The sequence below is a fragment of the Verrucomicrobiota bacterium genome (assembly GCA_039192515.1).
In the GTDB taxonomy this organism is placed as follows: domain Bacteria; phylum Verrucomicrobiota; class Verrucomicrobiia; order Methylacidiphilales; family JBCCWR01; genus JBCCWR01.
This window is the reverse complement of sequence record JBCCXA010000001.1, coordinates 89,074-115,600: the sequence shown is the minus strand read 5'-3', so window position 1 is coordinate 115,600 and position 26,527 is coordinate 89,074. Positions and strand designations below refer to the sequence as shown.

Below are 26,527 nucleotides of genomic sequence, written 5' to 3'. Positions count from 1 at the left end.
GGGAATAAAATTATTGTAGGAGCTTTTCCAACTCATCATCACGCGGAACACCTAGTTCAAGTGCTCGCTGATAGTGCCTTCTAGATAATTCTCTTGAAGGTGGCCTCTGCGTTGCATATATAACGGCTAAATTAAAGTGCGCATCGCCATATTTATCATCCAGTTCAATAGCCTTGCGACATTCCTGTTCTGCAGCTTCTTGCCATCCTTTTTGAGATGCTGCAATACCAAGATAATTATGAGACTTAGGATCGTTAGGCTCTAGAGCTACAGCCCGAGTTAAGACCTGCACCGCTTCATCATATTTAGCTTGCTGATAAAGGACTATGCCGAGTATTGAGTGGGAAAATGCATCCTGAGGTGCTAATTCTACTGCTCTCTTTAAGGCTATTTCCGCCTCTGCGTATTTTTGTTGTTGAAAACGCGTAACACCCAGATTCGATAACGCATATAATGAATCAGGATACTCATTTAACATCATCTGATAAATAGCAGCGGCTTCATCGAACCTCTGCTCTGCAAACAATCTGCTAGCTTTTTCTACGTCATCCCTAAACTCTTCGGGGACTCTTGGACGAGAAGAATAATCCATCTTATCCGCAACAGTCCTAGCTTCATCCATGTCACTAGTATCCCCCATAAGAACAGCAGCTTTAGGCTTTTTCAGAAGAGCTTTTTCCTCATCAGTGAGAACCAATGTTGGAGAAGCTAGAATATCGACCTGTGTTTTAAGCTTAGTCGCATCAATGCCCAACGCATTCAATTCTTCCATGGCCATACGTCCGGCTAATTCCCTACGCGCCTGATCTTTAAGGGTTCGCTCTATTACCTCTCTAAGGATGCGGTTTTCCTGCATGAGTGGATTGGGCTTATTCAGTTCTGCTATTGTGTTACCAGCCTTCTCCAACTCCATTTTAGAATCTTCCAGCTGCTTTTTGTATTCCGAAGTCGTTTGCTGTAGTGCTTCATTCTCCTTACGTGCCAGTTCCAATTGACCTTGTAATTTATTTATTTGTTCTTGAAGGTTATTTACCGTATTGAGGCCCCCGCCTTGCATCATAGATACACTAGATTGAGCTTGTTCTAGCTGCTGCTTGAGCGCTTCATTTTCCGCCATCAACGCTTGAACTTGGTCATTGTTTGTGCCCTGACGGGCCACTTGCAAGTCTTGTTCTAGTTGTGCCACTCTTGTCCTCAGCTGAGCTGCATCGGCAATGGCCCCATTTAACCTTTCTCGGGTTTGTTTCAGCTCACCCTCTAGCTCATAAATCTTATTGCGTAGTAATTGAGGATCCGTAATGGATGCATACGGGTCACTCGGCGCAGCAGAAGTAGCTGTGTCTAAGGTCTCTGGATTTGCAATGCTCATGGAAGGAGAAATGCCCTGCTCAGAAGATTCCATGTCCGTCAACTGGCTTGTTGCTCCTGAACCCGTGCCTACTGGCCCCCCACTGGCTGCTGAGGAAGGCTCAGATGACATATAATTAACATTTTGGCTTTCTGTAATCAGGTCTGCGGGTATAGGTGGAACTATCTGGTCCGGGTTAGCATCTTCACCACCTTCTAGCGCTGCAACCTTTTCCTCCGTATACTTGATGCGGTATTTTACAATTGTCGGCTCCCAGTCAGGATTTTCTTCGTGGAGTCCTCGCAGCCTTTGTAAGGCAACAGAATACCGCTCTCTCGCGGAAGCTTTTTGCCCTGCCGTTTCTAGTTTATCAGCCTCTTGAATAAGCAGATAGATTTGCAAATATTTGTCTTGTGGAGTTGCAGCCAGTGCAACACTAACAGTTAAAGTGAGGAGGAAACACAACGCCCCTAAAATACGAGTCATACGTAGGCATTTAACACATTTTCATGTAAAAACGCAACCCTTAAAGTGACGCCGTAACACAAAACTGCATTAGTACGGTTTTGTGACATTTCCTTAACAGTTTAGCTCATCAGTTGACGGTCAGACTAAGTTTTGTAATATACAAAGCCATGGGAATTGTAGACGAGTTCTTAAGCCAGAACGTCTTAGTACTCAACCGCCTATGGCAGGCCGTGAATATTTGCTCAGCTAAAAGGGCATTTTGCCTCTTGTATTCAGGCCACGCTCAAGTAGTTGACTCCTCTCAGGGTACATACCAGACATTTAATTTTGAGGAGTGGATGCTAGCCTCAGAAGATGAGTCTGCTAACGAGCACGTGGCTCGCACCGTTAATTTTAGCATTAAAGTTCCTCGAATCATTGTGTTGATGGTATTTGATCGGCTTCCCAAAAAGGAGGTAAAACTCACACGTAGCAATGTCTTTGAGCGAGATGATTATACGTGCCAGTATTGTGGCAAGCAATTCGACCGAAAACATTTGAATATAGACCACGTTGTACCAAGAGACAAAGGAGGAAAAACGACATGGGAAAATGTAGTGAGCTCCTGTATACCATGCAACACCCGTAAAGGTAACAAACTCCCTCATGAGGTGAACATGCCGCTCCTTAGAAAGCCCAAACGGCCTAAACTTAGGCCCTTCGTACATATTACTTTTTCCCATCATCATCATGAATCATGGAAGCATTTTCTAGATCTCTCGGCTTGGAAAGTGGATATGAGCGATTAGCTAAGCAGTTACTTTTCACCTAACATTTACAATGCCCTGGAATATGCTATTCCTAGCATTAGGTTCCCATAATCATGGTATCTAAAAACTTTACCCTAAATCAAGACGCTACACCAGGAGCTCGCTTCTTGCTAACGGTTGCATGTCTTGTAATCGTTGTCGCAGGCATTAAGCTAGCAGCACCCATTCTTATACCTATCGCGCTTGGTTGTTTTCTTTCAATCCTAAGTTTACCTTTAGTTTTTTGGTTAAAAAAGAAAAGCGTTCCATCACCATTAGCCATCCTTGTCGCAGTCTTAGTAGATGCTGCAGTCGTCGTAGTCTTACTGCTGTTGATTACCACAGCTATCTACAACTTTCAGTCTAGAATAGGGGACTACGAGCAACCTCTCGATGAGTTAACCAAGTCTTCTATTGAATGGCTGCAAGATACCGGATTTCCTGTCACCAATTACTTGTCCGAAGAAATACTAGAGTCTATCACATTTAAAGACGCTATTTCTGCCCAGGGTATCGTTCAAGCCATTGATCCGAGCGCCATATTTGGAGTAGCTCATGGCGCATTTGCTCAAGTCATTGCTCTACTGTCAAAGACTTTTTTTGTCTCGCTCATCGTGATTTTTCTATTAGCTGAAGCCATTACTTTTCCAGATAAATTAACCTTCATTTTTGGTAAGGATTCCAAGGTTCTTCCCAGATTTAGAACTATCACGCAAGAGATATTTCAATACCTATTGATTAAAACTCTTGCCAGTGCCACAACGGGTATCTTGGTTGGTTTGGGGTGCTGGATAATTGGCTTAGACTTTGCCATACTTTGGGGGCTTATAGCATTTGGATTAAATTACATACCAACCATTGGTTCCATAGTGGCGTCTATACCAGCAATCTTACTGGCTATTATACAGCTGGGACCCGGGCATGCACTTGCCACTTTAGCACTGTATATATGCATTAATATTTTTATAGGCAACTTTATCGAGCCCATGTTTTTAGGCAAAAGGCTAGGTCTTTCGACCTTAGTTGTCGTTTTGTCATTGGTCATATGGGGATGGATATGGGGCCCGATGGGAATGTTGTTATCAATACCGCTAACTATGATCCTCAAGATCGCTATGCTAAATACTCCCGACTTCCGCTGGATAGCCACTTTAATCTCTCGCTGGCCAGTAGAGAAAGAGCATATCGAAGCAAAAGTCCGTCACTCACCCTTGGATGCCCAGACCATACAACGCGTCTTGAGAAAACCTAATACCAGCAGATAATCCTAGAGTTAGCCCCACCCCATAATAAGACACCAACCGTCTTACGGCTCTGGACAGGTAAGCTCCACGGACACGATTTTCCGCTCGCTTAGCTCAGCTACTAAGTGGTCTGGTAAAAAACTTAGGCAAAACGAACTATTCATACTCGCAATAGTTCTGCCATAGTTATCTACCCGAGAAAGATTATCTAACGTAAAGAATTTGATGGGTATTTGCTCCGGAATGCCATTCTGCATGGCCAAATGCATAGGTGTCACTCCTAGATTATTATTAATAAAGAGTAAACCATCGCACAACGCATCTTGAGGTAAGTCACAAAGGCAACCTTCAGAAGCTGCATAATGCATAGTTGTGTTACCGTCTTTATCACCCAAACGTAATAATTCTTCGGTAAGATACTCGGGCGAAATATGCTCCAATTCTCCCATTTTTGCGAGGAAATGAAGTAACGTCATTGATTCATACCCTGGGCAGGGTGAGAGTAGCTTCTGTTCAGTCAGCTCATGATTATATCTCACAAGCTATTAGGAGCATACCATATGCCAGGTTAGTGCCTTCCATTAGGCAATATCCACGCAATCGATAACCATAAGGGAAAAAAGGCCAAATTTATTTCCCTACCTTTTAGCATTCGCTGGCCCAGCATTCCCATGATGGACAATTTATCCCTCTTTCTTGCATGATAGGGAATTTTTTTCCGCTATTTGGAATGAACGATACCCTGTTCCAACGCTCGAGGCACAGCCGTCTTGCTGAGTATTTCCGAAAGTATATGCTCAGGAGTAAGATCTTCCGCCTCAGCCTCATAGGTAAGACCCACTCGATGCCTTAGCACATTATAGAAGACCCTCTGTATAATTTCCGGGCCAACATAATTTTGGCCCCGCATGGCAGCCATAGCTTTGCCTGCCTGAAACAAGGCCAGCGTGGCTCTAGGAGAAGCACCAAATGCGAGTAGCGGTCTTCTTCCATCTTGCGAGTTAGTGGTATTTCTGGTTTCTCTCACTAACGCCAAAACATAACGCTCTATCTCGGGTGCAACGTGTATGGCGTCGACGTGTTTTCTCAAATCCATTATTTCTGCACCATTTGACACGGCAGCCACAGCCGGGGTCTGTGTAATCTGACCCCATCGTTGTAACATTTCAAGCTCCTCTTCTTCCGTAGGATAATCGACAACAATCTTGAAAAGAAATCGGTCGGCCTGAGCTTCTGGCAAAGGGTAAGTTCCTTCTTGTTCAACTGGATTTTGAGTAGCCATGACTAGAAAGGGCTTTGGTAGCTGATGAGTCTCTCCACCTATGGTAACCTGTTTTTCCTGCATAGCTTCTAGCAAAGCGCTCTGAACTTTAGCAGGAGCGCGGTTGATCTCATCCGCTAGAACTATGTTTGCAAAGACCGGCCCAAGATGGACCTTAAAATTGCCCTCTGTGGGCTGAAAAACCATAGTCCCTACTACATCTGAGGGCAGAAGATCCGGGGTGAATTGTATGCGTTCAAAATTCACACCTACCGCTTTCGCCAAACTATTAACAAGCAAAGTTTTAGCAAGCCCTGGCATGCCTTCCAATAAAACATGTCCATCAGATAACAAAGCTATCAAGAGACTATCTATAACATCTCTTTGGCCAATGATTGCTTTCTGCACTTCCGCTCTGACCTTTTGAGCCCAGTTTGAGACTGGACCTTCCGATTGCTTTCGCGTTGCCGACTGGCCCCAAATTTCCTCCATTCCTGACATAATCTAGACTTCGAGTTTTAATGTATTCTAAAAGCCATACCTAACATGACAAACTAACCCTTGAGATCCCATTTACGCTCAAAGGGAATTAGCTGCTTTGATGAGACCATCTGCATTCAGTCCATGCTTATCATAGAGTTCGTCGGCTAAGTAGGCCGATTGACCAAACTCCCCAGGAATTCCCAAGCTCCTGGCTTTCAATGTCACTCCTGATTGCACGAGTGCGTGTATTAGTTGTGCTCCCATGCCGCATTTAGTTTGGTGATCTTCAATGGTTATCAGTTTCCCATTCGTTTTATTTACTGCAGCACCGATAGTATCTACATCAGGCCTATTAATAAATGGATTACTTATTACAGTAGCGCTTTTGCCCTCAGCTTCTAATTTCTTAGCAGCCTGCAGAGCTTTCGCGAGTAGCACACCACTTGCTACAAAAGTAACATCCTGGCCTTCTTGAATAACCTGTGCCTTACCCCACTCATACTGGGTTCCTGGAACAAAGTCCTGAGGATAATTTTCACGTCCTACAAAAAAGATGACTGATTCTGCTTCTTTGCCCGCCTTGCGATTATCGCCGATTTGCTTCACGGCTTGGTGCATTAACGCTTCTGCCTCGTTAGAGCAAGAACATGCTATTACGATGGTATAGGGAATAGCGCTAACAGCTGCCAGGTAAGTAGATGCCTGGTGAGACGCGCCATCCGCAGCATCTTGGAAACCACAGTGCGAAAACATAGCTATGACTGGTGACTGTGAAAGTGCGGACATAGTCAGCGGCAAATTACCCTTGGTTACCCCGAATTGTGCAAAGGTATCTACGATGGGAATAAAACCTAATTTCGACATGCCCGCTCCTGCACTAACCATATTGGACTCTGCTATACCTAGATCTATAAATCTATCCGCAAAACCTTTTTGAAATGCGCTGATTCCCGTAGAACCTGCTAGATCAGACGAGAGCGAAAAGACTGGGTATCCCTCTTGTGCTGCTTTTATCGCTCCGCGCGCTAGTCCAGCTTGCACCTTTTCTTTTTTGACGGAAGGTGCACCAGAATCCGCAGTGGCTTTGGCTGATTTAGCTTCCTGCATCTTATCATACTCAGCCTTTAACTCATTGCACCATGCTTTAAACTCTTCTGGTGTATTACCGCTAAATATTTCGTCTACAAAGGGCTCAATTTCATTTCCTCCTTTGAGAGGGAAACCATGGCCTCCTGCTGAGTGCTCTTCTGTTGATTTTACCCCAAAGCCTTTCACGGTCTTCGCCCAGACAAACACTGGTTTTTCCGGATTGCTCTTCGCAAGTTCTATGGCTTCTTCCATAGCAGCATAGGCTTCTTGCAAATCATTCCCTTGATCCAGTTTAATCACTTTCCAGCCTAAGGTTTCCATAGACTCTAATGTGGGCTGCATGCTATATGAATCTTTAGTAATCCGGCCTGAGAGCTTTGTATCGTTATCCGATATCACCATGATAAAAGGATTGAGGCGCTCGGTTGACGCCAAACCAGGAATAGCTGCAAAGCTTTCCTTAGCTTCGCCCTCCATGGCTGCGCCATCAGAGACCACACATATCGTAACACGATCATTGCCGATTGCTTTATCTGCCATAGCTAGGCCCTGAGCTTGCGGCAGACTTGATCCTAGTGGGCCATTGCTGAGTAAGACGCCCTCAGGGTTAAGATGGGATTCTCCGTGACCCGTTAGTTTACTTGTTACACTGCGAAACCCTTTCAGACTATCAAAGGTCATGCCATCGAAACCATAGTTTGCTCTCAAAGCATAAACGCCATTTTCCGTATGCCCTGCATCATTGCTAAAATTATATTTTTCGAACCACTCCGCACCTTGAGTCGAAAACATGATACCATGTATTGCTGACATAATTTCCGCTAAAGCAGCAGGGCCTCCCCAGTGGCAGGCGGCTCCCCCATGAACAGCATGGACATCCATTAGTGCGACCAAGGCACGTGTCACTACCGGATCCCCTAGAATAACCTCTTCACCCTTCGCGTTTTTTACAGTGACGCTATACTTGGGATCTTCTCTCGGTGTTATAGCTAGCTTGGATTTAATTTCTAAAGCTTTTAGTGGGGGCGCATCTATCGCCTTAGCTGGGCTTGTATCTACTGCCATGTCGGTCTTTCCTTTCGATTTCTTCTTGCAACATATAATGGATAAATTTTCATCAATCAGGGCCTATGATTGGATAATCCAGTCTTATAGTATCGTGACTGTGCCATATATACTTAAAAATGATTTAGCCATATAGAGGGTCCGTGGCAAGAGAACAATAATCCAAAATCAAGGTTCTTGGATTATTTCTGAATGTGAAGTCCTCCATATCTTTGCTTCATTTAAAGGCCTTATACTGCTTTGATTTATCTCTGGGGTCGCATAAAATAATTGCGTCTCCTTCGGTAAGTACTCCCAAAACCTTTTTTTTCTTGCGTCATCTAATTCATTCAACGCATCGTCTACCAATACGATAGGCTTCTTTTGGGTGCAAACTTCTATCAGTTTTTGCTCAGCTAACTTTAATGCCAAGGCGGTAGACTTTTGCTGCCCTTCAGAACCAAAGACTCTAATATCGCCACCCTCTAATTTAAATGTCCAATCATCTCGATGCGGTCCTAAAATGGGTTGCGCCATTTGCATCTCTTTATGCAATAACTTTTCTTTAGGATAGTTTAAGACGCTTTCTGCTCTTGACTCATAACTTATCTCCAATTTCTCTTTACCATTAGTTAACTCCGAGTAGAACCCCTCCATAACAGGCGACATTCTCTGCGTAAGCTGCTCCCGCCCCGTAGCTATTTTTGTGGTGATCTCGGTTAACTTATCTGTATAGATTTCCCAGAGAGACCTATCCATCTTGTTATGCTTCAGCAGCGCGCTTTTTTGTTTCAGAAGCGCCCTGGCATCCTGCAGTATATGCAAGTAATCTTGGTCTAAAGTTGCCATGAGACTATCTGCCCAACTTCTCCGCTTTTGCGCAGGACCATCTACCAGCCTTTTATCTTGATTAGCGATAACAACGACTAAGCTAGCCCCCCAATACCTGTTAAAACGAACGTTCTCATCCTTATCTATGCTCAGCTCTCTTCCTGAAGAAGACCACACTACTTTTTGCCTATGGGTCGACTTGCTGTCGAAATCGCCTCTTATGGCAAAATACTGCTGTCCCTTCGCAATCAAATCCTTATTTACGCCAGTGCGGAATGACTTGCAGCGAGCAAGAAAATAGATAGCCTCTAGCAAAGTCGTTTTACCACTGCCGTTTGGTCCTGTAATTAGGTTTGTTGCGGAAAATCCCTCCACAAGAAGCTCTTGATGACACCTAAAGTTCTCTAAATATATGTCTTTTAGCACTTGTAGGTCATTCATCATGCTAACTAGTCCAGGTATGTCGAGCAGCTAAAGTAGAACTTTTCCTTTTTATTGCATTTAGAAGGATGCCATTAAATATATTTTTAACTACGCTTACCCCTTCCATGATCCTGCTACCTCATTGAATTTAGCTCATTAATAACTTGCCGGTGCCGAAAATTTTAAGGGTGCTAGCTTCTGACGAAAAAGAGAAGGCCTTTTTTACTATAGAGAAGATTAAGAATGAAGCGGTACGTCCTGAGGCCCTCCCTAGTTTTGGACAGTGTGTTCAAATCATACGAACGTTAAGCCAACAAAGTGAGAAGGCTAAAATACACGATTTCGCGAAGGTCATTTTACAAGACCCTGCTCTCACAACACGCACTCTACGCATAGCGAACAGCATCGAGTATAACCGCTCTGGTAAACGGATTTCTACTGTGTCTCAAGCTATATTAATACTAGGTATGAAGCCTATTCGTTCGATTGCTTATTCCGTATTACTAATGGAGGACATTTCAAACAGTAAACAGGCTAATATAGTTAGAAATGCAGGTATGCTTTCAGTCACCGCAGGCAGTCTCGGTCGGGTAATAGCAGAAAAGAGTCAGCTCGATGAGCCTGAGTCTGGTTTTATATCCGGAGCATTTTCTAATTTCGGAAGCCTCTTGCTGGCCACTTTTATGCCTCTTGAAGCCGAGGAAATTCAACGCTTAATTCATGATGATAACATATCCGAGGATGATGCTAGCAGACAAGTGATCGGCATGAGAGTAGAACAGCTAGGTAAAGAAATTGGTGAATTTCTAGGTCTCCCTTCTGAAATTACCAGTTACATGGACCCAGTTCATATCAGTGAACGTGACAAGGAAGGCCTTGACGACAAACTTTTAAGTGTCACACGAGTCTCACATAAAATTTCTAGAGCTATCGTAAATAACTCTGATGTCAGTGTGATGGAGAGAGCCATCAAAGCCATTAATCCTAAGGATGAAGGACTTGGAGATATCGATTTCTTCAAGTCTCTGAAAGAAGCCGTTAGTAAAATGGAAAAGTTTTACTCTCCTGGTATGGGTGTTGCCATCTGGGATAAAATCCAGGCGGTCGCAAAATCTGAGCTTCGCCCTGCATCAGAGGAACCGGTGTTGGAGGAGGCTAAAGATCCGATCAATGAAGAATTATGTGTTTTGAAAGATGGTGTCATGACCTCTACAGAAATGCTAGCCAACCCTAACACAGATATACAGGACGTACTTGGTGCCATAGCTGAGGCTCTTTTCTTGGGCATGCAGGCCAGGAATGTAGTCATTGGTTCTATAAGCAAAGATAGAAGCCGCTTAATTGGTTATGCTTCTTTCGGGCCCGACGCCAATGCACTGCAGGAGAGTTTTAACTTTCCTTTGGCATCAGGCCCATTGACCTTGGCTAAACTTACATTACAGAATGGTAAAGATCTTATAATAGACAATCCGGAGGACCCCAAGTTGGCTCACCACATACCCTCATGGATAAAATCCAATAAGCCCAAATCTTTTATGCTACTTCCTATAATGGCCAAAGAATTGCCCTTTGGCCTCATTTACGTAGATAGTCCCCAAGTGCCTCTTGAAAAACAAAAAACAGATGAGATGCAAAGAGAAATGCGGTTACTAAAGAATCAAGCCATTCTTGCCATGAGACTAGAAGGTATAGGTGATAGTAGATAGGTTTGATTGATGCGATAGAAGAACTAAAAACCTAAATTTTATCCCAACTTCGCCTACTTGAGGCTTTTGTACACTTCTTCAGCCGCTTCTAGACCAGGTGTTTATCGCATCGCCCATTTAATTTATCCGTAGACATCTATTTAGTCCTCCGAGGAAGAAATTGGGAACCGAATGGTGCAGTAAAGACCTAAAGATCTACTCAAAATCTTGGCCACAAGAATCATGGCGTCTCTCCAAGGGCTGCACCTTGGATTTAACCTCATCCACTCACTTCTCCTTATGACTCTAGCTTTTATATGTCTCATTTTGCCTCCATAAGGGCATCTGCATTAAAAGAATACATCTTGTATTCTTTTTCAATTTACGGTCAGAGATGGTCATTATAATTTTTTAGTCATGAAAATTTACTACAAGACCACCATATTCCTTTCACTGCTTTTCATCCCCATAGGCTTGCTCGCAAAAGGTAAAATACACGTTAGCCCAGAGCAAAGTGCGGGCATGTCCATTCATCAGGGTGGTAAAGCCAAACATCAAATTCGGGAACACGCAGGGAGAAAAGCTTTTGTTGTCGATCCAGCTAAGCCAGAAAGACCCCAAATTTCTCTCAGCTATGACGTCCTGGATTCTGCCTTCGCCGATGGCAATACTCCAAAAGTGTTGATTTCTTTCTCATACTTTGATCAAGGGCGCGGTGTCCTCAATATTGAATATGATTCATCGGATCAAAATATGGGAAAAATCAATCAATTAGGCGCAGGGAAGTATGCTGGAGGGGTCCTAATTGAAGGAAGCCAGACATGGAAAACATTCCAAGTTGAAATAACAGATGCCTTATTTAGCAATCGTTGTAACGGTGGGGATTTTCGCCTACGTTATAAGGGGAGCGATGAATTAATCATTGGAGAATGCTCCGTGGAAGCAGCGCCTCATCTGCTAAAATATCCTTTGGCTGCCGCCAAGCCAGCGCTTCAAAATCCTAAAAATTTTCTTATTTTAGTTATTGATGATTTATGTGCTCGTGTAAGAAGCTTTGGCTTTGATCACATCCAGACACCCCATATTGATAGTGTGTCTAAGAGTGGTATAAGATTCCAACAAGCCTACTGTCAGTACCCGGTTTGTGGTCCATCCCGTGCCTCTTTTCTCTCTGGGCTTTACCCAGAAAGTAGTGGTGCATTAAGTAACAATATCCACTTTAGACAAGCACTTCCCCATTCAGTAACCTACCTCGAGTATTTCAAAAATAATGGTTACTGGACAGGAGGAGTTGGTAAGATATTTCATGCAGAAGATCATTTAATAGACATAGGTCGTTCCACTTATAAGCATATCAAGCACGAAGACGCTGTAGACTTCCAAAGGACAAAACTTACGCGCGCATATATCGCGGAACATGGCCAACCAGATGGCCCAAAAGAAAATAAGGCACTCAACAACTATATCAAGAAGAACATGATATCTAATAAAGTTGTAGTTCAAGTCGCTGGCTCAGAACTAGGAGCAGAATATCATAAGGATGGACGAAATGCTCGACGGGCCGTGAAATGGATCGACGATAAGGCTTGGGGAGGCAGCCCATTTATGCTCGCGGTAGGTATCACTAGACCCCACGTACCATTCTACACTCCAAAGAAATATTTCGAGATGTATCCTACTGATACTTTGAAATTTGAGGATGTCCCAGAAAATGACTGGAATGATATTCCTGCCATAGCCGACACAGGGCGACACAAGGCATTTCAGATGAAGAAAGGCGTTGATGATCGAGAGAAACGCGCAAAATGGATACAGGCTTACCATGCATGTGTTTCCTTTGCCGACGCACAGGTAGGCTTAGTATTAAATGCTCTTAAACGAAATAGCTTGGATAAGAATACCATAGTTGTCTTTCATAGTGATCACGGATTTCACATGGGAGAACATTTTCAGTACGGAAAGGTAACGCTTTGGGAGGAATGCACACGTGTCCCATTATCCATCTTTGCTCCCGGGTTGACACAAGCTGGTAGTCAGAACTTCTCGAATGTTGAGCTGGTCGATATATTTCCTACTTTGTGTGACTTAGCCGGTTTACCTATTCCCACCCATTTACAAGGACAGAGTCTTATGCCCATCATTCAAAATCCTGCCTTAGAAACGGATGATACTGCTCTCACAGTAGTGAGGAGAAGAGCCAACAAAAAGGACATCATCGCCCGTTCTGTAAAATATCAAAGGTGGCGCTATTCCGAGTGGGACAGTCCTGAAGTTAATGAGCTATATAATCTAGACAGCGACCCGCATATGCATGAGAATCTAGCCAAGAATCCTGAATTTAGCCATCAGGTTAAAATGATGCGGGACAAACTCAACATAAAGCGTTTTTAGACCAGCTTTATACCCGTAAGACTCAAAGATCTGGGCAGGATCTTGAATCCCTATCCGGAATAGACAATAAACAGAAACACTAATATGGTAGGTAAGCTGTATTTACGGCCTATTTTCCTATCCCCTTATATGGTATTCTGATTCTTGTTTATGCTCAGGCTGATCTCATAGGCATGAGAACATACAGGAATGGGCTTGTATATCTAATCACCCCAGGACTTAACTCGTCCGTGAAGTCGAAAAAGATTTCTTCAGCATGAAGAACACGTAGCGGGTCTGTTAGATAATTTGGGTTAAAGGCAATGGAAAATTGCTTGCCTGAATATTTAATAGAGAGTGTTTCACGGGCCTCACCAACATCCGGAGTATTGGCTGAAATCTCCAAGCTGTTGTCTCCAAATGTAAGCTTTACTGAGTTAGATTTGTCCGATGAAAGCAATGCGACTCTTTTCACACAACCAAGTAATAATTCTCGTTCTAATGTGATTCTTTCCTTGGTATCTGAAGGAATGACTTGTTTGTAGTTGGGATAATTGCCCTCAATAAGTTTGGAAACTAAAAACGTATCCCCTACCGTAAATGCTACTTGATTCTCCGAAAGAGCAATATCTAAATCTCCTTCTTCACTCAAAATGCGCATGAGCTCATTTACTGCTTTTGTCGGTAAGATGACATCTATTTCGCTTCCATTGGGAATTTCCATCTCGTGATCGACTAGCGCTAAGCGGCGGCCGTCTGTGGATACCACAGTTAATTTATTTCCTTTAAAGCTCAAGAGAGCCCCATTGAGCACGTAGCGGCTTTCATCTGTAGACATAGCATAGGAGGTTTTCCTAAGCATCTCCCGGAATAATCGTTGTTCTATAAGAAATGCCTGAGCTCCCTCTGTCTTGGGAAATGGTGGAAAATCCTCCTCGGGCAGTCCCATGATTTTAAAGAATGTATTACCCGCTTCAATAGAAGCACTCAGCTTGCTATCTACATCTATTGTTACATCAGGAGAGGATAATTCCCTGATGATGCTAAAGAGCCTCCTGGCGGGCAATGTAATGGATCCTGCCTTGCTTATGTTTGCTTCAACCTGTGTCCTTATGCCTGTATCTAAGTCCGTGGTAGACAGGTTAATTAATCCGTCTTCCGCTTTTATAAGAACATTAGCTAAAACTGGAAGGGAGGTTCTAGTGCTAACAATATTTTGAACAGTCTGCAAGGCTGCTAATAATAAATCTCTCTGAACGACTACTTTCATCTTTTATCTTTGATACTTATATATAATTAACTAAGTAAAGAATGTCTTCTTAATAAGAGTGTTAATAAGCCAGGCTAAATGAAGTAAGTCAATTCATATCAGCTATTTATCTAGAAAATAACCTGTGGATAGAGCATCCAATAATGATTAGTTAGAATGAAGAACATCCGGTAATAGCGAACAACTTCCAGAAACAGACATATTCTCACAAGACAATAAATAAAAGGCTCTAACTATACCTTATACGGAACTTATTTCTTATAAGATATAGCACTAGGCTTATTGTTTGTATAGCGCTGCTTTTCCTCTTTTTACCCAAATGGCAATGAGCGATAGATCAGGGGGATTGATCCCTGAGATACGTGAGGCCTGACCAAAGGTCCGGGGCCTTATTTCTTTCAGCTTATGGCGCGCTTCACTTTTTAGCCCTTCTATTTTATCATAATCAAGCCAACCAGGAATCTCAGAGTTTTCCAGATGCTTTGTTCGATGAATAAGATTGATTTCTCTGTCCAAGTAACCTTCATATTTGATATTTGTCTGGACGAGATTTGCAATTTCATCGGACTCAGATAAAAAAAGCTCAGGCAGATCGTTCCAACTAAAATCAGGAGCTTTCAGCCATTGCTCCAGACTTTTACCATTCACTCGCTCATTCTGGAGTCTATTTCTCAGGGCGTCTACTTGCGCAATTTTATCCTGCACATCCTTGAGCCTATCAGAGCTGGCAAGCCCAACCTCGTGTCCTAATGGAGTGAGTCGTTGATCAGCATTATCTTGCCTAAGCAGTATCCTGTATTCCGCGCGAGAAGTAAACATTCGATAGGGTTCTTTGGTTCCCTTGGTTACCAGGTCATCAATGAGCACTCCTATATAGGCTTCATGGCGCTGCAAGACAAAAGGCTTTTTCCCAGTTAGAGAAAGACTCGCATTGATGCCTGCCATCAGACCCTGAGCCGCAGCTTCTTCATAGCCCGAGGTGCCATTTAATTGTCCAGCAAAATAGAGACCTCTCACATTTTTCGTTTCAAGGGTAGAATGAAGCTGAGTAGGCGGGCAGAAATCATACTCTACCGCATAACCCATTCTAAGAAGCTCCGCATGTTCTAAGCCCGGAATAGATCTGATAAATTCAAGTTGGACTTCCGCAGGCAGACTAGTAGAGCAACCATTAACATAGTACTCTTGAGTGTGTAGACCCTCTGGTTCTAAAAATACTTGATGCCTTTCTTTCTCGGCGAATCGAACAATTTTATCTTCTAGGGAAGGACAATATCTTGGGCCTATGCCCTCTATAATACCACAATATAAAGGGGACTTATCCAAGTTTTTGTTAATGACAGAAGTAGTCTTATGGGTTGTGTATGTAACCCAACATGGGACTTGTTCTACGTGGAACAGACCGTCTTTCCAATGATTGAGTGTGAATATTTCGTGCGATAGTTTCTTAAGTTTGTGTCTTAAGAAGCTAAAACGAGGAGGGGGGGAATCTCCATCCTGTTTCTGGCACTTTGAGAAATCAATGGACTTGGCATTGATACGTGGAGGGGTTCCAGTCTTGAGGCGTTCCACTTGAAATCCTAAACGCGATAAACAATCGGAAAAGTTGCTAGATCCATCACCCATTCGCCCCCCCCTGGCATTTTGCAAGCCTACATGCATCAGAGCCTTAAGAAATGTCCCAGTAGTAATGATAACGCAGGTGGCTTGGTATCGAATACCCATGTTGGTGATGACAGCTCGCACCATGTCATGAGTTACTTCTAGGTCAGTTATCATCCCTTGCTGGATGTCTAGGTTCGCTTGTTTTTCTAGCGTATCCTTCATGCGAAATTGATAAGCCTTCTTGTCGCATTGCGCTCTAGGTGCTCTTACACTGGGGCCTTTCTTAGTGTTCAACATCCGGAATTGGATTCCTGTGGCATCTGTGTTCAACCCCATCTCGCCTCCAAGAGCGTCTATTTCTCTAACTATATGTCCTTTAGCTAATCCACCGATAGCAGGGTTGCAACTCATCTGAGCCGTCGTGTCGAGATTCATTGTAAGTATAAGCGTGGAGCATCCCATGCGCGCAGATGCCAGTGCTGCTTCACAGCCTGCATGTCCCGCGCCCACGACTATGACATCGTAAACCTTAGGATAGGTATACATAAGTGTGTAATATACGGAAAAATAGAACAGAGCAAAAAGCTTTTGTTATGATCTTACAAAAAAAGTAAAACCAGATAGTCCTAGTTGTCTTCTATAGAATTATCTTTAGCCGATGCACCCTCTTTAGCCTTTTGCTCTTTAAGCAGATGAGCGATAGCGGAGTGTTTACTTGTGTGAGAAGCCGACATACTATTTGTTTTAGCTGTAGCCGCCTTTGGATTGGTATTTAGTAGAGATCCAAGCTTTGGGGGGGGAAGATTTCCTTGAGTTCCAAGTAATCGATTCAGCACTGCTCCCAATGGCTGTTGGCCGTTAGCCGGCACCATAGAGCGGTTTCCTAAGGGGGCTGCAGGTGTTTTGTAGCCAGTAGACCCCATCAAATTCACAATAGAGGCTGTGTCCATTCCCGCTAGGCTATCCTTACTGAGGACACCATTTCTTTGAAATTCTTTAGCCATACTTTGCATCTTGGCCGTATTTAGTGTATCGGTTCCTCCTGATAGCTGATGGAGTATTACCTTAACCAAATCTGGATGTGCATCTGTCTGACGAGCTACATCTCGTATGAGTTGCTCTGTCACTAGGATCTCAGCCGGTAGATGCTTAGCAGTGACGGGATTCGTTTGTGTAAGTGGTAATACTAAATGATCTTGTGCGCATAAAGGGATATTCAAGAGAAATAATAGCAGGCATACTGGAGATTGTCTCATATTAATATAATATATCGTCTAATAGCCATTTTTCTACAGCAAGAAAAGATTTATTTTAAAACTAGAAACTAGGGAAATTAGTAATAATTACTTCACTGGGTTTATGAGCTATTCTTGTGGCTCGTCTTTAATAAACTGCTCCTCGAGTGTTACGTCAGCTTTAACCTCCCTTTTTCTAGTAATGCATCTTTGAAAAAATAGGCTATTAGGGACTTGATGGATTGTGTGTTCATCTACCCTCAAAGAAGTGTATAGTAAGGTTAAGTCAACGACTCGTCCCGATAACCCCTCTCCAACTATGGTGATGGTATCTCCTATGTCAAACGGCTTGAGGATCATGAGCAATATGGCACAGAAAAAGTGGCTGATCACACTCCAAGACGCTACAAACCCAATGGCTACCATTGCTAAGGCGCCAGTTACTAGGGTGATGAGGTCTACATTAGTAATCGAATTTACAATCACAGCTGCCACTAAGAAGATAACTATCCAGCGTATAATCGTCTGAATAGGCTTGAGCGGCAAAGTCGAGATCCTAAATTTATCCAATGTAAATGTTAACCAGTTCTGTACCAACAGATTAAGCAAAAAACCAGCAAGTATAATAATCAAAATAATCACTATCTTTTGAGTGATTGGGTGTTGAATAAAGTAAGGATGCTCAATAAGTCCTTTAAAATCTAAGGCGGTCATAAGCGGTAGTGGGTTTGTTATCATAAGTTTACTCAAGCAGATCTTTTGCCAATTTAACCCCGATTATGTTATAAGAGTTGAACGAGAGATGGGTAAGATCTGTAAGCCGCTAGGGCAGCATTCGGGTTAAAACCTGAAAAAGCTTCAGAGTCGCTTTAACAGAATCATAAGATTAGTCTTTTCCACATAATGATAAAAGTTCTTCGATGGCTATTTAATGCAGAGGTGCCGTTTTCTCCTTCTAAGAGTCCATGTTTCTATGGATGGGTAATCATGGTGGCGGCCATGATGGGTATGATTCTGAGTATCCCTGGACAGACTATGGGAGTTGGTCCATTTAAAGAAGAGTTGATGTTTAATCTTAGTTTGAATAGCCAACAGCTAAGTTGGGCCTACTTTTTTGGCACGTGTGCAAGTGGACTTACGTTGCCCTGGGTAGGAACTAAAATTGACCAATATGGTGTAAGGCCAAGTATGGTAGCTGCAGGAATTCTTTTTGCTTTTACTCTCCTTATTTGCAGCCAGTTAGAGCTGATACTAGGCACGATAGCTTATTTTCTAAATTACAACTACCGAACCTGGATTTCATGGGCCCTAATAACCCTTTGCTTTTTTGCCATTCGTTTTTTAGGCCAAGGAGTTCTAACGATCTGTTGTCGAACCATGCTTAGTCGTTGGTTTGACTTACGTAGAGGGCTTGTTTACGGCTTAGGTTTGGCGATCAGTACCCTAGGCTTTGGTATGGCGCCCTGGCTCTTGACCCAATTGATTCGCAAAGAAGGATGGCTTGGGGCCTATTTTGCTTTAGCATGCTTCGTCCTGTTAGGAACCGTTCTTATAGCATGGGCCTTTTTTAGAGAAACTCCCGAATCTTGCGGACTGAGGATGGATGGCCTCAGTGAAAAAGAGACCGTGCATCTTAGAGCCAAGCTTAATCATGATGATTTAAAAATGGTGCGTGATCTCACTCGAAGTGAAGCCATGGCAACGTATTCGTTTTGGGTCTTTAATCTGTCGCTAGGTTTTTGGGGATTGTATCATACCGGCTTCACATTCCATATGATCTCTGTAGGTAATCAGCTAGGGTTAGAAGAAGGAAGAATAGCGGAATTATTTATACCCATAGCTATAGTGTCAGTGCTGGCAAATCTCACTTTCGGCCAATGGGCAGATAAGTTGCGAATGAAAAGGATCCTAGTAGTCATGATACTAAGTTGTATGTTGGGTAATGCAGGCTTATTAACTATTCCTCATCATCAGCTAATAGGTGAAGTGGTGCTAGTTCTTGGTCTTGGTATTTCAGGTGGCCTTTTTGGAGTGGTAGCAGGAGTGGTCTGGGCAAGATTTTTTGGCAGGAAACATCTTGGGGCTATAAATGGCGTGTTCATGCTCACAACGGTTATAGGCAGCGCTCTTGGGCCGCTCCTCTTTGCTGAATATGAGCGTTGGCTAGGTTCCTATCAGGGGGTCTATATAACCGCTACACTAATCTTGCTACTACTAGCGGTTAGCAGTTTATGGGCTGACAACCCTCAGAGAAAATGGCATACCGGTGATTAATGTTATGTGTGACCCATTCTATCATAACTCTTTGATGCGAATTTTTCTGTAATATACCACACTGTCTGGGTCATGAGCTTGGAGCGCAATAGCGCCACCCTTGTCTAAAAGCTTTCGTTCTCTTTGAATCTCAGCAGGCTCTAAATAGTCAACAACCACTTGATTATTAATTTCAATGGTGATTCGTTTACCTTTTACGGTAAGGCGGACTTTAAACCACGAAGTTTCATCAACTGGTGATTGGTCTAAGTCTACCACTTTGTAAAGACTTCCAGTTTTCCGTTTTTCCAGCTCACTTGAGTTGATCTGTAATTCGTAGCCTTTGGTCAGAGCATGACGTTGTCCTCTGGCATCAAAATCTGTATGGAAATAAATACCGCCATTAGCAGAAGGGCCTGTTCGCACTTCTAATTCAAGGATGAAATCATCAAATGTTCTGTATGAATCCGTTTTAGAATGGCCTACATAAAATAGATGGGAGTATTTATTAGTTGCTTGGGCCTTGATGGCGCCCTCCTCCACAGCCCAGGATTTTGGATGTACGTTAGGTTTCCAACCAGCCAGATCAACTCCATTGAATAATGTGATCCATGTATCCTTGGCATAACCGCATGAATAGGTCATGCAAGCGAACCATATGCCAAATATCCGGAGTAATAAATGAACTCTTAAGACCATCCAGCTTATTATTTTCTGTATGATATAAGGACTTTGGCAAACTATAAGAGACATCTGCATCGTCATTAAGAAATATACTTGGTAGAGGAATAGGCACTTCTATCCAATAATCAGAACTAAACTTACTAGAACGGCTCGCGTAAAGGTAGGTTATCTTTTTCTAAAGAAAGCCATGCTGGGGTATAGGCAAGAATTTCATTAGAATTCTCGCCTTGTGTAATGGGATGAGTTTGTGAATATTTCATTGTCTTTGATTACACATGAACAGTTGCGGTCATCTTGATGCGTAACTTGTTATGAAGGCTTTGAAAAAAATATCTCATCAGTGGGAGGTGCTGATTTGTTCGCTTAATAAATCACGTCCAAAGTCATTACTGGTATCTCGCCAAACGGTGTGGACGTGGTTGGCACTAGCTTGAGAATTAACGTATTCAATGAGCCAATCATCTCCTTGGCAGCTAAAATAGTGGGGGGCCTTTGCGTCCGGGTCCCCAGACCAACTAAAAAATAAGGTGTCATCAGAAGATGCTTTCATCTCCGTAATTTTCGTATTCGAGATAGTAGGGTGGTAGACCTCTGCATACCAAGTAATGAGTTCCCAGAAAGCAGATTGAGTTTTACTAGAGCATGTCATGATGTTGATACCTCTCGGCTTAGGTCTTTGGATAGTCTGTTGAGCACGGGTTAGAATTTCACGAGGAGCTCTACCAACAATGGTCTGCCTTAGTTGGTCTTCGGTTAAAGTTTCTAAGATATTTTGTGCTCGATTAACAATAGGACGTAATGCCTCTAACCCATCTAATTCTCCGCCGGACACTTTCGCGGGATCTGTTCCTAAGAAAAGAGGGGTGGTGGATATCCCGCCTTGGACGAGACTTAGATTGATAGACAAATGATGACCTTCAAAACGCACACCGATAATGTCTTTATTATTAGATTCTCGAAATAATGAGATGTAATATTTTCCAGGGTCTCGGCGTTCTGCGTCATCGCCATCTTGGAGAGCCTTTTGATAGAGGATGTTTTCCATAGCGATAACCTGATCTACGACCCTTTGACCTTTGACACTAAGAAGCAGAGATAGAAGTTCCCTAAATGTCTCTTTTTGAGAAACACTTAGAGAACTTAGCGGAACTCCTGCTCTGTCCCTTGGAAAATAATGCCAATTCAAACGCTCTTTTGATTTGAATTCGAAGACGGCTTGCTTCTGCTGAGTTTCATGTAAAGACTCTAAAAAGTGGTCCATACTAGCATTTAATTTATCCGTAGTCAGGGCAACCCCACGCGGGAATGAAAATAGGAGTAGCGAGCAAACAAACCCAGTCATGCAAAAAACGTTAAAAATTCTATGCATCATGATCTGGCATCGTTTATCTTTCGCCGCGGTGACTGTCTTAAACTGCCTGCTTAAAAATGTGTTCATTTGCTTTGGTGCGGCATCGATGCGGTCATAGACACGAAAGAATATATTTTTGTGAAATACTATCCAGTCATAAGTGGATAAAAACGATGCTACTAATATAATTCGTTTAGGTCATAGTTCCATGCTAAACTAAAACAAGCGCTGGTCAGGATTTTCCTTACACACTAAATCTGAAGCAAACCTATTTTTCCAACAACCTTAATCCACCAATAAATACAGTATGGCCAAATAGGTGCTCCTAAAACTTCTGATTGGGAAAGTTGCTGGGAACTGAAATAGTTACTTGACCAGTTGCTGCCCATTCCGTGCCGCGCTGAAAGGTGGTCACAAAGCTACCTTTCTTGATCTGTTTTACATGATGACCCAAGATAGTATGAAATACTCTTCCTTTGCCATATGTAATAGTCATGAAGACTGGCTCATGGCGGCCCGTCCCCTTTTTCTCTTTTGAAGAGAACGCCGAAGCCAAAATGGTAATATTCTCAGCAGGCCCTCGCAACTTGTCATAGAGTTCATCCGGGCCGTGCATAAAAGTGGGTGGAAGGTCTTTCATGATAGGATGTTCCTTTTCCCTAATAACAATTTCGAATTTATGCTGCGGTCCGTGGGCTCCTGCTATACCCTTTGAATTGTCTCGAATGACTTCGCCTTGGGAATCTATGTACAGATATGGCCCACTCTTTTCATTGCGACCGTCCCATCCACCAACCCCCGTCATCTTATTGTATTCTTCCCAACTCGGCCAGCAGTTGTTGGCGGCATGATAGGAAACCATGCCTCCGCCATTGGCCATATAGTCTTCGAAAGACTTTTGAGTGGCTTTGGGCCAATCAGCAGCACCAAATCCTTCGTTCATCACTACCACGTCATACCTACTGAAATCCGGCATGTAACTGCCATCGGCGCAACTTTCCTTTGAGGAACGTGAATGAGCTACTTCAAAGAGAGGGATTTTCTCAAGTGCTTTTTTTAATACAGGAGTAGTATCTTGATATTTGTGGGCTTTTTGAGGTCCGTCGGCAATCAGAACCTTAATTTTGTCTGCAGCATTAAGGTCACTGGTTCCCAGTGAGGCGATGAAGACCACGGTTAGTGTTAAAAAATTCTTAGTCATACCAGATATCTCTATTCGTTACTAATCACTCTAAATAAAAAAGATCTCCGTTGCTATACTACACTTAGGTTCTCTCTACCTATCGGCGTTGTCCGTGAGGTCGTATTCCTAAAATTAGTTAGATCTACCAATGGTATCGAGCTGATAGGGTAATCAAAACACGTTCAGAGAGCAACATTGAGCTTAAATTTTTTTGAAATGGGCTTCTGCACAATGAACGTAAACAACTAATACGTTAGAGCTAAGACTGCATCAACTAACTTTGAAATACCCCTTTCAGCTTGGCTGATGCGCTCAGCCAGCATGTAGGCAGGAGTGGTAACGATTTTTAAGTTCTTGTCGATGACCACATCTTCTACGGGTGTATCTTTGTGGCAGCCACCAAAGCTTCCCAAAGGCTCTGCAGTCTCGGGGTCATTGCCAATGGTGAAGACGATTTTTTTATCGCCAAAAAGTTTAGCGGCAATAGCTGGGGCGATGCAGGCAAAGCCCAAAGGTTTACCAAGGGTTTGAGCCTTAGTGAGAAATTCTGTAACCGTTTCATCGACCGTCATAGAAGCACCTTGCGTGGCAAAGCTAGAGAGGTTTTTTGCTGCACCGAAACCGCCAGGTAGAATAACAGCATCAAAGCTTTCTGGCTTTATCTCTGCGAGGTTTTTGATATTGCCTCGAGCAATGCGGGCGGATTCAAATAGGACGTTTCGGCTTTCGTTTGGGCATTCCTCTCCACTAAAGTGATTCATGACATGATGTTGCTTTATATTAGGTGCAGCGCAAGTGACCTCAGCATTTGCTTTATCCAATGCGAGTAGAGTAAGCACAGATTCATTAATTTCAGCACCATCGTAGACGCCACATCCAGATAAAATAACCGCAACCTTTTTCATCGCTTAGAATTGTAAAAAGACTAAGAGTTTTGGGAAGTGAAAAGAGCTGGTTTCGTTAAATACCTTTGTTAGTTTGTCTGTGATATGGATGATAGTAAAACTTCCTATGCTGTTGCTCTGGTAGGCGTTCGTCTCTTGGCACTAGGGTTTCTGATGGTAGGTCTGTGGTTATTGATTACCCGGGGAGCTGAATATGCTGCTGATTTTGATCCTATTTATCTTTTTGATTTTATGCTGCTGAGGATGGTCGATCCTATTGCGGCCTTGATTATAGGCCTATGCGCCTATTTGCTCAGTAAATCACTTGCTGCTAAACTAGCCGGGTGATGAAGTGGCTGTTCATTATCTTTCTGGTCTGTCATGCGTTCGACTCAGCGTGTAGCTACCAAGATCTGACGGAGCTGGTTGAGCGGCAGAAACCCCGAATTAAGAAACTCTTCTCTGCCTTAGATTTAGAAAAAGAGCATTTTGAAGCGGTGGCTAAGTTGGTGCAGGAACAAGACTATGAGCAAGCATGCCAGGCGCTTCTGAACTATTATCAAGGGTCAAAATGGGTAGGGCGATTCTCCGTTGAAAAGGACCATCCGGAGAAAAAAATCCGCGAGGCTGATGAGGTGTTGGAGGATTACTTCACCCTCCAAGGTCTGAGCGCAAAAGTCGAACGTATGCCTCACGGTGGCTTGGACTGGTGGGGCTATGGGCCCAAGAATGACATTGAATGGGCTGTTTTTCTCAACAGGCATTATTACTTTGACTCTCTTTATGTAGCCTACGAAGCAACAGGAGATGCTAAGTATGCTAATAAATACAGCGACCTCGTAACGGATTGGATATTGAACAATCCAGTACCCGCCAAGAAAACCGGTTCGGCTCAGTGGCGGGCCATGGAGGCAGGCAGAAGAATAACCGAGTACTGGCCTAAGGTATTTTATGGAATGCTGCAATCTAATGATGTTTCGGATGTGGCCAAGATACTGGTCCTAAGCAGCATACCCGAGCATGCTTACGTCTGTCAGAATCATCATGCCAAAACGGGTAATCACGTTTTGGTAGAGATGTTGGCATTGGCCAAATGCGGTATTTTTTGGCCGGAGTTTAAAGAAAGTAGATTGTGGATAGAATATGCCTTTGCTGCTGTTCTAGATGAGTTAGAGCCACAGGTATATCCAGATGGAGCACAGAAGGAGTTATCTAATCATTACCAGGTTACCACACTACTTAGTTTTGAGAGGCTTTCAGAAATGGCTCGCTGGGGGGAAGTGGAATTGTCGGAGCATTATGAAAAGACCTTGGAAAAGATGTGGGAGTATTTGGTCTGGATCACTAAGCCAGATGGCCATGGGCCGCTTAATAATGATGCGGATACAGAATATAATGTAAAATTTGGTCTCCATGCAGCTAAGAACTACAACCGCCAAGATTGGCTGTATGTCTTAACACACGGTAAGCAAGGCAAGTTGCTCGATACAGAAAAAATAGGATCAAGATATTTTCCTTGGGCCGGGCATGTAGTTATGCGCAGTGATTGGAGCGAAGGGCAATTGTGGGCTTTTTTTGATATTGGGCCAAGTGGCCTGGCTCATAATCATTATGACAAGCTGCATTTATCATTGTCCGCAAATGGAAGGAATTTTTTAGTGGATACCGGGCGCTATTACTACAGGTGGGATAAGTGGAGGCATTATTTTCTCGGAACGGAAAGCCATAACACCATACGGATCAACGGTAAGAAACAACGGTTGGGGTTAAGAGTTCGAGAAGCTCCAGTGCACGACGCAGCTCAGGTAGGTTTGAATCAGGGCCAAGTGGACTTTGCCTTGGGCGAAGTGGGGTTTGAACACTTGGAGGATGTTAAACATAGAAGAGCTGTCATTCGCTACGCAGACCAATATCTCATAGTCGTTGACGAAGTTATCGCTTGGGGAGGCCATGAGTTAGAAGCCTTTTGGCATTTTGAGCCAGGAGCAAAATTATTAATCAATAATGACAGTGTATCAACAAGTGACCCAAAAAAATCTAACCTGAGAATTAGCCCTAATAGCTCATTCGTATGGGATCTGAAGATAGTGAGTGGACAGGAGAAACCGGAAATCCAAGGTTGGTGGAGCCATAGCTATAATAAGAGAGTTCCCTGTCCTACTGCAGTTTATCAAACAAAGATTCGTAGACCAGTAAGGATGGCTTGGTTGCTAGAAATTAGCAAGGTTGGGAGAGTGGGGACGCGTGAATTAAACGTAAAAGCCAATGCGACAGAACTTTATTTGACGGTTGCAGGAAAAGAAAAAGAACACTTTATGATTGATCTCGAGAAGGGTGCGCTAGAGATTGGTGGAGATGACTATTGAGGAACGGCTCGAAAAATTTTTAGGACAAGAACCCAAGCTAAGAGATGCTGCATTTATTGCTCAAAATGCTTCGATTATGGGAGACGTCACTCTCAAAAAGGACTCGAGTATTTGGTATCATTCTGTCCTGCGTGCTGATATCCAATCCATTGTCATTGGAGAGGGGAGTAATGTCCAAGATGGGACAGTAGTTCATTTAGCGGATGATATAGGCGTAGAAATAGGGGATTATACCACCGTAGGGCATTCTGCTATTATACATGCCTGCACAATAGGTAATGAATGTTTAATTGGCATGGGTTCCACTATTTTGGATCGCGCTGAAATCGGCGCTCGATCTATCATAGGAGCTAACACTCTTGTTACTAAAGGAATGAAGATTCCTCCCGGTTCCCTAGTTTATGGCAGTCCTGCGGCCATCATTCGCGAACTAACAGAAGCAGAGCAGAGCCGTATAAGTCAATGGGCTATTAAGTACATCAGTGTTGCACAAGCCCATGCTAGGAAGCCATCTACTTATTGAACCGCATCATCTTCTAGGTTTACGGCCAAATCGACAGGAGGGTCTCCCGTTTCTTTGATGACTACGAATTGAGGATATTCACTCTGCCAAAGCCAATATCCTAATTCTGATGCAGTTATCTCCAGATAAGAGGTCGAGA

Annotated in this window: 21 protein-coding genes; 8 read left to right on the top strand and 13 right to left on the bottom strand. The window is 43.3% G+C overall.

The features are described from left to right. Nucleotides 1-10: 10 nt before the first annotated feature. Entirely contained in the window at nucleotides 11-1,834 is a 1,824-nt protein-coding gene (locus AAGA18_00490; protein ID MEM9443803.1) for a tetratricopeptide repeat protein, read from the bottom strand. A gap of 149 nt (nucleotides 1,835-1,983) precedes the next feature. Between AAGA18_00490 and AAGA18_00485 the strand changes: the two genes are divergently transcribed. Continuing rightward, nucleotides 1,984-2,604, top strand: a complete 621-nt coding sequence (locus tag AAGA18_00485; GenBank protein ID MEM9443802.1) for an HNH endonuclease — start codon at nucleotides 1,984-1,986, stop codon at nucleotides 2,602-2,604. Between the two features lie 74 nt (nucleotides 2,605-2,678). Then, nucleotides 2,679-3,869: an AI-2E family transporter gene (locus tag AAGA18_00480; protein ID MEM9443801.1), complete on the top strand. Its 1,191-nt coding sequence runs from the start codon at nucleotides 2,679-2,681 to the stop codon at nucleotides 3,867-3,869. Nucleotides 3,870-3,910: 41 nt separating this feature from the next. Here AAGA18_00480 and AAGA18_00475 read toward each other — a convergent pair whose 3' ends face one another. The 4 genes from AAGA18_00475 to recF form a co-directional block, all read right to left on the bottom strand. After that, complete coding sequence (locus AAGA18_00475; GenBank protein MEM9443800.1) at nucleotides 3,911-4,324, bottom strand: hypothetical protein; 414 nt, start codon at nucleotides 4,322-4,324, stop codon at nucleotides 3,911-3,913. Nucleotides 4,325-4,569: 245 nt separating this feature from the next. Further along, the gene (locus AAGA18_00470; GenBank protein ID MEM9443799.1) at nucleotides 4,570-5,601 is read right to left on the bottom strand and encodes a MoxR family ATPase; all 1,032 of its coding nucleotides are present in this window, start codon (nucleotides 5,599-5,601) and stop codon (nucleotides 4,570-4,572) included. A gap of 87 nt (nucleotides 5,602-5,688) precedes the next feature. Further along, nucleotides 5,689-7,746, bottom strand: a complete 2,058-nt coding sequence (locus AAGA18_00465) for a transketolase C-terminal domain-containing protein (protein MEM9443798.1) — start codon at nucleotides 7,744-7,746, stop codon at nucleotides 5,689-5,691. Nucleotides 7,747-7,914: 168 nt separating this feature from the next. Next, entirely contained in the window at nucleotides 7,915-9,000 is a 1,086-nt protein-coding gene (gene recF / locus AAGA18_00460) for a DNA replication and repair protein RecF (GenBank protein MEM9443797.1), read from the bottom strand. Nucleotides 9,001-9,167: 167 nt separating this feature from the next. On the opposite strand from recF, the gene AAGA18_00455 reads away from it, so the two are divergent. Both AAGA18_00455 and AAGA18_00450 read left to right on the top strand, forming a co-directional pair. Beyond that, nucleotides 9,168-10,685 carry an HDOD domain-containing protein gene (locus AAGA18_00455; GenBank protein ID MEM9443796.1) on the top strand — a complete coding sequence of 506 codons (1,518 nt, stop codon included), beginning with the start codon at nucleotides 9,168-9,170 and terminating at the stop codon, nucleotides 10,683-10,685. Between the two features lie 396 nt (nucleotides 10,686-11,081). Beyond that, a complete protein-coding gene (locus AAGA18_00450) occupies nucleotides 11,082-13,055 on the top strand; it encodes a sulfatase (GenBank protein ID MEM9443795.1) in 1,974 nt (657 codons plus the stop codon). A gap of 154 nt (nucleotides 13,056-13,209) precedes the next feature. Here AAGA18_00450 and dnaN read toward each other — a convergent pair whose 3' ends face one another. From dnaN to AAGA18_00430, 4 genes are all read right to left on the bottom strand, one after another. Continuing rightward, entirely contained in the window at nucleotides 13,210-14,304 is a 1,095-nt protein-coding gene (dnaN, locus tag AAGA18_00445; GenBank protein MEM9443794.1) for a DNA polymerase III subunit beta, read from the bottom strand. Between the two features lie 279 nt (nucleotides 14,305-14,583). Continuing rightward, nucleotides 14,584-16,455: a tRNA uridine-5-carboxymethylaminomethyl(34) synthesis enzyme MnmG gene (mnmG, locus tag AAGA18_00440; GenBank protein ID MEM9443793.1), complete on the bottom strand. Its 1,872-nt coding sequence runs from the start codon at nucleotides 16,453-16,455 to the stop codon at nucleotides 14,584-14,586. 80 nt (nucleotides 16,456-16,535) lie between these two features. Further along, a complete protein-coding gene (locus AAGA18_00435; protein MEM9443792.1) occupies nucleotides 16,536-17,165 on the bottom strand; it encodes a hypothetical protein in 630 nt (209 codons plus the stop codon). 108 nt (nucleotides 17,166-17,273) lie between these two features. Continuing rightward, complete coding sequence (locus AAGA18_00430; GenBank protein ID MEM9443791.1) at nucleotides 17,274-17,882, bottom strand: mechanosensitive ion channel domain-containing protein; 609 nt, start codon at nucleotides 17,880-17,882, stop codon at nucleotides 17,274-17,276. A 165-nt stretch (nucleotides 17,883-18,047) separates the two neighbouring features. Between AAGA18_00430 and AAGA18_00425 the strand changes: the two genes are divergently transcribed. Further along, entirely contained in the window at nucleotides 18,048-19,418 is a 1,371-nt protein-coding gene (locus AAGA18_00425) for an MFS transporter (GenBank protein MEM9443790.1), read from the top strand. A gap of 21 nt (nucleotides 19,419-19,439) precedes the next feature. Here the strand turns inward: AAGA18_00425 and AAGA18_00420 are convergent, their stop codons facing one another. The 4 genes from AAGA18_00420 to elbB all read right to left on the bottom strand — a co-directional run bounded on the left by AAGA18_00420 (nucleotide 19,440) and on the right by elbB (nucleotide 23,520). Beyond that, complete coding sequence (locus tag AAGA18_00420; GenBank protein ID MEM9443789.1) at nucleotides 19,440-20,042, bottom strand: DUF1080 domain-containing protein; 603 nt, start codon at nucleotides 20,040-20,042, stop codon at nucleotides 19,440-19,442. Between the two features lie 376 nt (nucleotides 20,043-20,418). Beyond that, complete coding sequence (locus AAGA18_00415) at nucleotides 20,419-21,423, bottom strand: DUF3500 domain-containing protein (protein ID MEM9443788.1); 1,005 nt, start codon at nucleotides 21,421-21,423, stop codon at nucleotides 20,419-20,421. 334 nt (nucleotides 21,424-21,757) lie between these two features. Continuing rightward, nucleotides 21,758-22,633 carry a ThuA domain-containing protein gene (locus AAGA18_00410; GenBank protein ID MEM9443787.1) on the bottom strand — a complete coding sequence of 292 codons (876 nt, stop codon included), beginning with the start codon at nucleotides 22,631-22,633 and terminating at the stop codon, nucleotides 21,758-21,760. Nucleotides 22,634-22,860: 227 nt separating this feature from the next. Then, nucleotides 22,861-23,520, bottom strand: a complete 660-nt coding sequence (gene elbB, locus AAGA18_00405) for an isoprenoid biosynthesis glyoxalase ElbB (protein ID MEM9443786.1) — start codon at nucleotides 23,518-23,520, stop codon at nucleotides 22,861-22,863. A gap of 84 nt (nucleotides 23,521-23,604) precedes the next feature. On the opposite strand from elbB, the gene AAGA18_00400 reads away from it, so the two are divergent. From AAGA18_00400 to AAGA18_00390, 3 genes are read left to right on the top strand one after another with little or no spacing between them, the layout of a single operon-like run. After that, nucleotides 23,605-23,847: a hypothetical protein gene (locus AAGA18_00400; GenBank protein MEM9443785.1), complete on the top strand. Its 243-nt coding sequence runs from the start codon at nucleotides 23,605-23,607 to the stop codon at nucleotides 23,845-23,847. Next, the gene (locus AAGA18_00395) at nucleotides 23,847-25,865 is read left to right on the top strand and encodes an alginate lyase family protein (protein MEM9443784.1); all 2,019 of its coding nucleotides are present in this window, start codon (nucleotides 23,847-23,849) and stop codon (nucleotides 25,863-25,865) included. The genes AAGA18_00400 and AAGA18_00395 overlap by 1 nt, the downstream gene beginning before the upstream one ends. Continuing rightward, nucleotides 25,855-26,388: a gamma carbonic anhydrase family protein gene (locus AAGA18_00390; GenBank protein MEM9443783.1), complete on the top strand. Its 534-nt coding sequence runs from the start codon at nucleotides 25,855-25,857 to the stop codon at nucleotides 26,386-26,388. The genes AAGA18_00395 and AAGA18_00390 overlap by 11 nt, the downstream gene beginning before the upstream one ends. Nucleotides 26,389-26,527: the final 139 nt, after the last annotated feature.

Coding starts and splice junctions, on each gene's coding strand:
- AAGA18_00485 (MEM9443802.1), top strand. CDS start 1,984: ATGGGAATTGTAGACGAGTTCTTAAGCCAGAACGTCTTAGTACTCAAC.
- AAGA18_00450 (MEM9443795.1), top strand. CDS start 11,082: ATGAAAATTTACTACAAGACCACCATATTCCTTTCACTGCTTTTCATC.
- AAGA18_00425 (MEM9443790.1), top strand. CDS start 18,048: ATGATAAAAGTTCTTCGATGGCTATTTAATGCAGAGGTGCCGTTTTCT.
- mnmG (MEM9443793.1), bottom strand. CDS start 16,455: ATGTATACCTATCCTAAGGTTTACGATGTCATAGTCGTGGGCGCGGGA.
- AAGA18_00400 (MEM9443785.1), top strand. CDS start 23,605: ATGGATGATAGTAAAACTTCCTATGCTGTTGCTCTGGTAGGCGTTCGT.
- AAGA18_00465 (MEM9443798.1), bottom strand. CDS start 7,746: ATGGCAGTAGATACAAGCCCAGCTAAGGCGATAGATGCGCCCCCACTA.
- AAGA18_00410 (MEM9443787.1), bottom strand. CDS start 22,633: ATGACTAAGAATTTTTTAACACTAACCGTGGTCTTCATCGCCTCACTG.
- AAGA18_00415 (MEM9443788.1), bottom strand. CDS start 21,423: ATGACTGGGTTTGTTTGCTCGCTACTCCTATTTTCATTCCCGCGTGGG.
- AAGA18_00395 (MEM9443784.1), top strand. CDS start 23,847: ATGAAGTGGCTGTTCATTATCTTTCTGGTCTGTCATGCGTTCGACTCA.
- AAGA18_00490 (MEM9443803.1), bottom strand. CDS start 1,834: ATGACTCGTATTTTAGGGGCGTTGTGTTTCCTCCTCACTTTAACTGTT.
- dnaN (MEM9443794.1), bottom strand. CDS start 14,304: ATGAAAGTAGTCGTTCAGAGAGATTTATTATTAGCAGCCTTGCAGACT.
- AAGA18_00470 (MEM9443799.1), bottom strand. CDS start 5,601: ATGGAGGAAATTTGGGGCCAGTCGGCAACGCGAAAGCAATCGGAAGGT.
- AAGA18_00420 (MEM9443789.1), bottom strand. CDS start 20,042: ATGACCTATTCATGCGGTTATGCCAAGGATACATGGATCACATTATTC.
- AAGA18_00430 (MEM9443791.1), bottom strand. CDS start 17,882: ATGATAACAAACCCACTACCGCTTATGACCGCCTTAGATTTTAAAGGA.
- elbB (MEM9443786.1), bottom strand. CDS start 23,520: ATGAAAAAGGTTGCGGTTATTTTATCTGGATGTGGCGTCTACGATGGT.
- recF (MEM9443797.1), bottom strand. CDS start 9,000: ATGATGAATGACCTACAAGTGCTAAAAGACATATATTTAGAGAACTTT.
- AAGA18_00480 (MEM9443801.1), top strand. CDS start 2,679: ATGGTATCTAAAAACTTTACCCTAAATCAAGACGCTACACCAGGAGCT.
- AAGA18_00390 (MEM9443783.1), top strand. CDS start 25,855: ATGACTATTGAGGAACGGCTCGAAAAATTTTTAGGACAAGAACCCAAG.
- AAGA18_00475 (MEM9443800.1), bottom strand. CDS start 4,324: ATGACGTTACTTCATTTCCTCGCAAAAATGGGAGAATTGGAGCATATT.
- AAGA18_00435 (MEM9443792.1), bottom strand. CDS start 17,165: ATGAGACAATCTCCAGTATGCCTGCTATTATTTCTCTTGAATATCCCT.